Below are 7559 nucleotides of genomic sequence, written 5' to 3' on the forward strand. Positions count from 1 at the left end.
AATAAAAATATTTTGCTGTTCCATTAGTTCGTCCTCAAAGCCTCCACAGGGTCAAGCTTAGAAGCCTTCCTCGCAGGAGAGATAGAAGCAATAATCGAAATAACAATCACAATAGCCCCCACACTCAACACCTCTGAAATAGAGATAACAGGTCTCAAAAGCAAATCACTCTGCCGTCCAAAGGAGTAGCTAATCTCTGCAACTTCCAAGACTTTGATAATCACCATAGAGATAATCGTACCGATAACAGCACCCAAAACTCCCAACATCAACCCCTCAGCAAGGAAAAGTTTGACAATGGTTGAGGGTGGAGTTCCCATGGCTGAGATGGTTCCTATCTCTTTGATTCTCTCATAGACACTCATAATCATCACATTGAGGATGGAGATTAAGACGATGGAGATAAGGATGATTTTGATGGAGTTATTCATCAAATCCAACATCTTGATAATGTTGAAAAATGGACTAAGTTTTGTCCAAGGATGTACCTCAAAAGCTGGTTTACCGTTTTTGTTCATCATCTCGGTAATAGGTTTAAACTGCTTCATCGCTTTTTCTAACATCGAGACATCTTTGAGTCGTACTACAATTTCACTTACCTCTACACCCTTGATTCTAAGAATCTTTCGTGCATCGTCGATGTGGATGTAGCCGTCTCGTCCTCCTGGTCCACTTATCTGCTCAACGACTCCTGCAATTTTGAGGTTGATACCGTTGACAGAGCCGTTTTTATTGTTGGCAACAAGGACAATGGTATCCCCTTTTTTGACTTTCATCCCTTTGGCTAAAAGTTCAGGTACAAGTATCTCATTTTTTGCCAAAGTGCCTTCAAACTCTTTGACCCTCTGTTGAAGCAGTGGCAAAGTTTTCATCTCATTGTCAGGGGTGATTCCATTGAGTCTTATATTGGTAGAACTTACAAAGTTTGAGAACATCGCCCCAAATTTAATGCGAAATGAGTAGCTCTCTATCAAATCACTATTTTTCAGGATATTTTCTATCTTCTCTATCTGTTTGGCATTTAGATTTTTATCAAGTGGCAAGTTATCCACAGAGGCGACATAACCTTTTTTGTGAATCTGAATATGCCCCAACATTGAGTCGGTAATCTGCCCCACCATATAGGATTTGAAACTTCCTGCTAGTGCAGAGTAGACCAAGACAAAAATCACCCCTAGTGTAATAAGTGACGCTGTTAAAAATGTTCTTCGGCTGTTTCTTTTTAGATTTCTATAGGATATTTTGATAATATTTTTCATGACACACTCCTTGTCTCATCTTTGACTATCTCACCATCGACAAGTGTAACAACCCTATCAACATTGGCAACTATCTTCTCATCATGTGTCGCAAAAATAAACGAGGAGTTGTAATCTTTTTGAGTTTTTCTCATCAGAGCAATGACTTGATTGGCTGTTTTACTGTCTAAATTGGCTGTGGGTTCGTCGGCAAATATGATTTTAGGATTGGTCACCAACGCTCGTGCAATCGCTACCCTCTGTTTTTGACCTCCTGAAATCTGTTCTGGAAATTTGTCTTTTTGGTCAAGCATATCGACCTCTTTTAGAAGATTTAGAACTCTTTTTTTTCGCTCCTCTTCTGGAAGATTTAGAATCATAATCAGAGGATATTCGATATTTTCATAGACGGAGAGAACAGGGATAAGGTTAAAACTTTGGAAGATAAACCCGATATGTTGCCCTCGAAACTGGGCGAGTTGATGTTTGTTCATATCCGAGATGACCACATCATCAATGATAACCTCTCCACTGGTCGGAGTATCGAGACAGCCCAACATATTGAGAACCGTACTTTTTCCACTACCACTAGGACCAATAATGGCGATGAATTCTCCTTTGTCTATCTCGATGGAGAAGTTTTTGATAACTTCTAAAGAGAGTTCACCTATTTGATAGGTTTTGTTTAGATTTTTGGCTTTTATCATAGTTAACACCTGATGTTTTTTTGTATTTTACTCTTTTTGTGTTAACGGAGTGTTAATCATCTTGTTAACCAGTAAAATTCACTTACAATTCATCTATACAGACTATAATTTTATAAAAAGGATAATTTATGAAAAAAAATAGAATACTATTCATAACACTCACGCTACTAACATTTAGCCCATCAATCCAAGCTGGTTCGGAAGGAGAACTTCTTTTTGCCTCAAAGTGTGCAGCCTGTCACAGTACAACTCGTCCAAAAGATATGAGCAAAGTTATAGCACCTGCACTCATGGGTGTAATGAGACATCTCAAAATGGACTATCCAAACAAAGCTGAAGCGGTTGCTTTTATCAAGGATTTTACACTCAACCCTACCAAAGAGAAAGCTATCTGTATGCCTCAAAAAATCGAGCGATTTGGGTTGATGCCATCTCAAAAAGGTAATGTTAATGAGAAAGAGTTGGAGGTTATCGCTTCATGGATGTTTGATAACTTTCCACCAAAAGATTTTAGAGGAATGGGTCAGGGAAATAGAAAAGGAAAGGGTCAAAGACAAAGAGGCGTTCAACCAACTCAAAACACACCATTTTTAATCGCATCACTACCTCATATCACTAAAACAGTCCAGAAAAATTGGGATAATTCTGAGCTTGATTTGAGTGATAAACAGAAAGCTAAACTACTCAAAGTACGCCAAGGGACTATGAAAGAGGTACGAGCTATTCAACCTCAAATCAAAACTCTAGTAGAGAAGATAAAAGCATTGACTGATAATAATGAGAAGGTTGAGAAGATAATGCCACTAGTGCAAGAGGTAGCGACACTCAAAGCTCATGCTACAGAGGTTCAGCTTATCTGTTTGGCAAAGACCAAAGAGATTTTGTCGGCTAAACAGCTAGAGTTTTTAGCAAAAAAATAGAAGCAGTTCATTATGCCAAAACAGAGTATTTTACTGCTTGAAGATGACCTGCAACTTAGCGATACGGTCAAGCAGTTTTTGGACTATTCGGGGTATAAAGTCTACCCTGCGTATGATGCCCTTCAAGCCAAAGATATTCTCTACGAACACACCATTGACTTGATGCTTTTGGATATCAAAGTGCCTCATCAGAGTGGATTTGATTTTTTGGCAGAGGTTCGAGATGAGGGAGATATGACCCCTGCGATTTTTATCACCTCTCTCAACTCAGTTGATGATGTCACCAAAGGGTTTGATATTGGCTGTGATGATTACATTCGAAAACCATTTGCACTTAAAGAGCTTCGTGCCAGAGTTGAAGTACTTTTGAAACGAAATTTTGGAACTCATAACAGTCAAGTTGATTTAGGTGATGGATATTCGTTTGATATTAAAGGACTTTTTTTGAGTTATAAGAGTGAAAAGGTAGCCCTAAAGACAAAAGAGGCAAAACTTTTGGCTCTTTTTCTGAAAAATACTAATGAACTGTTGATATATGAAAAAATCTTTGAGGTGCTTTGGGAGTATGATGAGACCCCTAGTCAAGGAAGTTTACGAGCCTATATCAATACACTGCGTCACGCTTTAGGAAAAAGAAAAATAGAGACCATCAAGAATATGGGTTATCGTTATGTTGCGTAGCGAAAAACGCTCTCTTTTTCGCTTTCTTGGCATCTATCTTAGTTCCACTTTTATACTCTTCTTTCTCGCAACAGTTATCTTTTATGATTTTCAAAAACATCAGATTATAGACACACAAAATGCTGAACTTAGTGATGAAGCAGAGCGTCTAACACAAGCGTTACGACAACTCAACAAGACCTTTACACCATCTCTGATTTATCCACAAGAGAAGCCTTTTGATTCAGCTATCTATAGTCTGGATAGAGCCTATATTTTTGGTTCGTTTAATCCTAAAAATCTACTTTGGGATAAGGAGTACTATCAACAAGGGGAGCAACTTTTTCATATCCACCCTCTTTATCCCTACTATCTTGGGGTTTCTCATCTTGTTATTGCTCGAACAATTAACCAAGAGCCTATTGATAATCTAATCAAAATGTCCATTCTTTTTCTCTTTGTCGCAGGTATTTTATTTACACTCCTAGGGGTCTTTCTTGGCAAACTTTTTATCGCACCGATGAAGGAGTCGATAGAGAAGATGAATCGATTTATTGAGGATACTACCCATGAGTTCAATACCCCAATTAGCACGATTTTGACCAATATTGAGTTGCTTGATGCCCTCTATGATTGTGAAGGAAAGCAAGAGATGAAACGGATAGAGATAGCCTCAAAAACCCTAAGTCGCCTCTATGAGGATTTGACCTATCTAAAACTCAATCATAACTATCATCGTCAAATTGAGACTCTAAATATTGCCCAATTGACCCGTGAGCGTATTGAGTATTTTTATACTTTAATAGAGGCAAAACAGCTGAACCTGAACCTCCATATTGAAAAAAACATTCTCCTAGATATGGACAAAAATGATGCCATTCGCATGATTGACAATCTACTCTCCAATGCCATTAAATATAATAAAAAAAAGGGTCTCTTGATGGTCACTCTAACCCAAGAGAAACTTTCTATTACGGATAGTGGCGTTGGTATAATAGAGAAAAATATTGAGCTAATTCGTGGTCGTTTTAAACGAGACAACAAGAGTGAAGGTGGGTTTGGAATTGGTCTGGATATTGTTGGTCAAGTGGTAGAACGATACAGTTTTGAGTTTGATATTATCTCCACATATAATAAAAGTACAAAGGTGGTAATCACATGGTAAGATTTCTAGTGATAACAACAGTTAGTCTAAATCTAATGGCACAATCCTCAAGCCCCTTGCTCCAAAAAAACTGCATAGATTGTCATATTCAACAGCAGATTCCCAGTGAGCTTATCTATCGTCGCTATCTGATGCGATATAGTACCCACAATGAGGTTCGCAAGAGACTTTTGACATATCTAAAATCACCATCAAAAGAGACTTCGATTATGCCTTCACAGTTTTTTTTGAAGTTTCCACAAAAAGAGGCAATGGAGATGAATGAGTCTGCTTTGGTGGAAAATATTGATGCTTATTTGGACTATTTTGATGTTAGGGGGAAGTTGGTTTTACCTTAACCAAATCCACCAAATCCAAAATCCATAGCCTGAAAGTTAGGGTCAGAGTACCCAAACTGTGCAGAAGTTCCACGCAACATCATAATATCCATCTTTGGGTCAATCCCTTGTGGGCAGACCTCTGTACACTCACCACAGAGAGTACAATCCCAAATACCATTTATCTGTATATTATCAATCGTACTCTTTATATCAGACTCTCTAGGGTCAGCTGTATATCTAAACGCACGAGTCAGAGCAAAAGGTCCTATAAAATTTGGATTTACCTCTAGTACAGGACAGGCAGAGTAGCAAGAGTCGCATAGTATGCAGTCACTCTGTTTTTCTGTTACTTTAATCTGCTCTGAACTTATAGATGTCTCTTGCTTTTGTTGTAGCCATGCCGTAGAGGTCTTTAATGTCTCTCTAGCTTTTAATTTATTTACCTTTAAATCTCTTTGGACTTCATGATAACGAAGTGGCTCAACCAAATCACCATCATTAACAGTGTGAGAACATGCCAAAACCTCTTTGCCATTGACTCTAACAGCACATGCTCCACAGACTCCTGAACGGCAATTTGAGCTAAAGGTTAATGAGTTATCTTTGCAACTTTTTATCTGATACAGAACAGAGAGTAGAGTGGTGCTTCTGAATGGTAGGTTGTACTCTACTGTCTCATTTTGACGATTTATTTTAATTTGCATATCAACTCCCCACCTTTATTAATCTATTTTCTAATGCCCCATCCTCTATCCAATAGACCGAGTGAGCTTTATATAACTTATCCTCCTCTTCAGGAAAAGCTGTTTTATAGTGAGCCCCTCGACTCTCATCACGAACAATAGCCGAATCAAGCAGAACCTCTCCAACCTCTAAGATATTGATAAATTGTAGAAAATCTACAAGGTTACTATTGTTCTCTCTATTTTTATCTCCAATCCCCATATCATCAAGTGAAGCCTTTATAACTCTTAGCTCATTCAAAAAGTTATTGAGTTGGTTATTATCTCTGACTATTCCAGCATATTTGTAGAATTTCTCTCCTAACTCATTTTGAATATCATAGAAGTTCATCTCCCAAGGGTACTCTTCGAATAGTCCATCTATGTACTCTTGGTCTTTTTCCAGTTGGGTAGTTGCAAAACTTGGAGTCGGAAGGCTTTGCCTCCGTTGTTCGGGAGTAAACTCTCCGTTTCCGAGCGTTTTAGAGGCGTTAATCCCTGCCTTGCGACCTAGAGAGACAATCTCCAAAAGAGAGTTGCCACCCAAGCGATTTGCTCCATGTATCTTGGAGTTTGAACACTCACCTACTGCGTAACAGTTTTTTAGTCCAGAGACCTCAAGAGATGGGTTTACATCTATCCCACCCATAGTATAGTGGGCTACAGGTTTGATGGGAATAAGTTCAAAAGCAGGATTAATCCCCTCATGGAGCTTACAAAGATGAACCTCTTGTGGCATAAGCTTTAGGATATTCTCCTCTCCTAGATGACGAATATCCAAAAAAACATCTTCACCCCTATGAATCTGAGAAGCGATAGCACGAGAGAGAATGTCTCTAGTGAGTAACTCATCCACAAATCGCTCACCTTTGGAGTTGACAAGATACCCACCCTCTCCTCTAGCACTCTCAGAGATAAGTATCGCTGAACCCTTTAGTGCTGTTGGATGAAACTGAACAAACTCCATATCTGACACTCTCCCCCCAGCACGAAGTACAGAAGCGACACCATCACCTGTTGAACCATCAGCATTTGTAGTAAAATTCTTGTAGATACTAGCATAACCACCAGTAGCAATAATTGTAGATTTTGCTCTAATCTCTACTACCTCACCTGATACAATATCCCAAAAAGTAGCACCTTGAACCTGCTTATCCTCAACAATTAGATTTAGTAACATATGCTCCTCTATCATCTTTATATCCTCTTTGAGGCAACTATCATAGAGAGTATGTAGGATTTTTAGACCAGTGTAGTCTTGTGCGTAACAAGCTCGTTTGCTACTTGCTCCACCCAGTCGCCGTTGAGCCACTTTGGATGTGGAAGTTCTATCAAAAGGAACACCCAAACTCTCTAGCCACTCTATAGTAGCAGGTGCATCCTCGCACATTTTTTTTACCATCTCTACATCACAAAGCCCATGAGAGGAGTTAATCGTATCTTCAATATGAGCCTCTATAGAGTCAGGAATCACATTTCCAAGAGCGGAGTTTATACCACCCTGTGCCATAGAAGTTTGTGAAGCTGTAGGATGAATTTTCCCTACAACTGTTACGGTTGCACCTTGTTGTTTGGCAGATAGGGCAGATGAGAGTCCTGCTCCACCTGAACCTATTATTAAAATATCTAGCATCTATACTCCAAAGAGATTTTATTTAGACTTCTTTCAAAATCAGGAACCGATGGCTTTAGCCCAATGCCAATGAATTAAAGATTTAGACAAGGGAGTCCCTTGTCTCTACTGTTTTGAAATTGAAATATTGTAAGGACAATGGCACTGCCTTGTCCTAATAAATCAATAACAATATTCTTAATTCATTGGCATTG

General features: G+C 38.8%; 8 protein-coding genes. 4 read left to right on the forward strand and 4 right to left on the reverse strand.

All coding sequences use genetic code 11. From position 1 onward, the window contains the following. Positions 1-23 precede the first annotated feature (23 nt). A complete protein-coding gene (locus tag GSY74_RS08260) occupies positions 24-1259 on the reverse strand; it encodes an FtsX-like permease family protein (RefSeq protein WP_164664631.1) in 1236 nt (411 codons plus the stop codon). Then, a complete protein-coding gene (locus tag GSY74_RS08265) occupies positions 1256-1945 on the reverse strand; it encodes an ABC transporter ATP-binding protein (RefSeq protein WP_164664632.1) in 690 nt (229 codons plus the stop codon). Before GSY74_RS08265 ends, GSY74_RS08260 begins: the two co-directional genes overlap by 4 nt. Before the next feature lie 128 nt (positions 1946-2073). On the opposite strand from GSY74_RS08265, the gene GSY74_RS08270 reads away from it, so the two are divergent. Genes GSY74_RS08270 through GSY74_RS08285 form a run of 4 tightly spaced genes read left to right on the forward strand, consistent with a single transcriptional unit; the run spans position 2074 to position 5028 of the window. Beyond that, the gene (locus tag GSY74_RS08270) at positions 2074-2865 is read left to right on the forward strand and encodes a c-type cytochrome (protein ID WP_164664633.1); all 792 of its coding nucleotides are present in this window, start codon (positions 2074-2076) and stop codon (positions 2863-2865) included. Positions 2866-2877: 12 nt separating this feature from the next. Beyond that, the gene (locus GSY74_RS08275) at positions 2878-3546 is read left to right on the forward strand and encodes a response regulator transcription factor (protein ID WP_164664634.1); all 669 of its coding nucleotides are present in this window, start codon (positions 2878-2880) and stop codon (positions 3544-3546) included. Then, a complete protein-coding gene (locus GSY74_RS08280) occupies positions 3536-4690 on the forward strand; it encodes a cell wall metabolism sensor histidine kinase WalK (protein WP_164664635.1) in 1155 nt (384 codons plus the stop codon). The genes GSY74_RS08275 and GSY74_RS08280 overlap by 11 nt, the downstream gene beginning before the upstream one ends. Continuing rightward, the gene (locus tag GSY74_RS08285; RefSeq protein ID WP_164664636.1) at positions 4684-5028 is read left to right on the forward strand and encodes a hypothetical protein; all 345 of its coding nucleotides are present in this window, start codon (positions 4684-4686) and stop codon (positions 5026-5028) included. The genes GSY74_RS08280 and GSY74_RS08285 overlap by 7 nt, the downstream gene beginning before the upstream one ends. Here GSY74_RS08285 and GSY74_RS08290 read toward each other — a convergent pair. Together GSY74_RS08290 and GSY74_RS08295 are read right to left on the reverse strand one after the other, a co-directional pair. After that, positions 5025-5714: a succinate dehydrogenase/fumarate reductase iron-sulfur subunit gene (locus GSY74_RS08290; RefSeq protein WP_164664637.1), complete on the reverse strand. Its 690-nt coding sequence runs from the start codon at positions 5712-5714 to the stop codon at positions 5025-5027. The genes GSY74_RS08285 and GSY74_RS08290 overlap by 4 nt on opposite strands. Position 5715: 1 nt before the next feature. Next, entirely contained in the window at positions 5716-7365 is a 1650-nt protein-coding gene (locus GSY74_RS08295) for an FAD-dependent oxidoreductase (RefSeq protein ID WP_164664638.1), read from the reverse strand. Positions 7366-7559: the final 194 nt, after the last annotated feature.

Source organism: Sulfurovum sp. bin170 (assembly GCF_010892395.1).
Taxonomy (GTDB): Bacteria; Campylobacterota; Campylobacteria; order Campylobacterales; family Sulfurovaceae; genus UBA1140.

Coding starts and splice junctions, on each gene's coding strand:
- GSY74_RS08260 (WP_164664631.1), bottom strand. CDS start 1,259: ATGAAAAATATTATCAAAATATCCTATAGAAATCTAAAAAGAAACAGC.
- GSY74_RS08265 (WP_164664632.1), bottom strand. CDS start 1,945: ATGATAAAAGCCAAAAATCTAAACAAAACCTATCAAATAGGTGAACTC.
- GSY74_RS08270 (WP_164664633.1), top strand. CDS start 2,074: ATGAAAAAAAATAGAATACTATTCATAACACTCACGCTACTAACATTT.
- GSY74_RS08275 (WP_164664634.1), top strand. CDS start 2,878: ATGCCAAAACAGAGTATTTTACTGCTTGAAGATGACCTGCAACTTAGC.
- GSY74_RS08280 (WP_164664635.1), top strand. CDS start 3,536: ATGTTGCGTAGCGAAAAACGCTCTCTTTTTCGCTTTCTTGGCATCTAT.
- GSY74_RS08285 (WP_164664636.1), top strand. CDS start 4,684: ATGGTAAGATTTCTAGTGATAACAACAGTTAGTCTAAATCTAATGGCA.
- GSY74_RS08290 (WP_164664637.1), bottom strand. CDS start 5,714: ATGCAAATTAAAATAAATCGTCAAAATGAGACAGTAGAGTACAACCTA.
- GSY74_RS08295 (WP_164664638.1), bottom strand. CDS start 7,365: ATGCTAGATATTTTAATAATAGGTTCAGGTGGAGCAGGACTCTCATCT.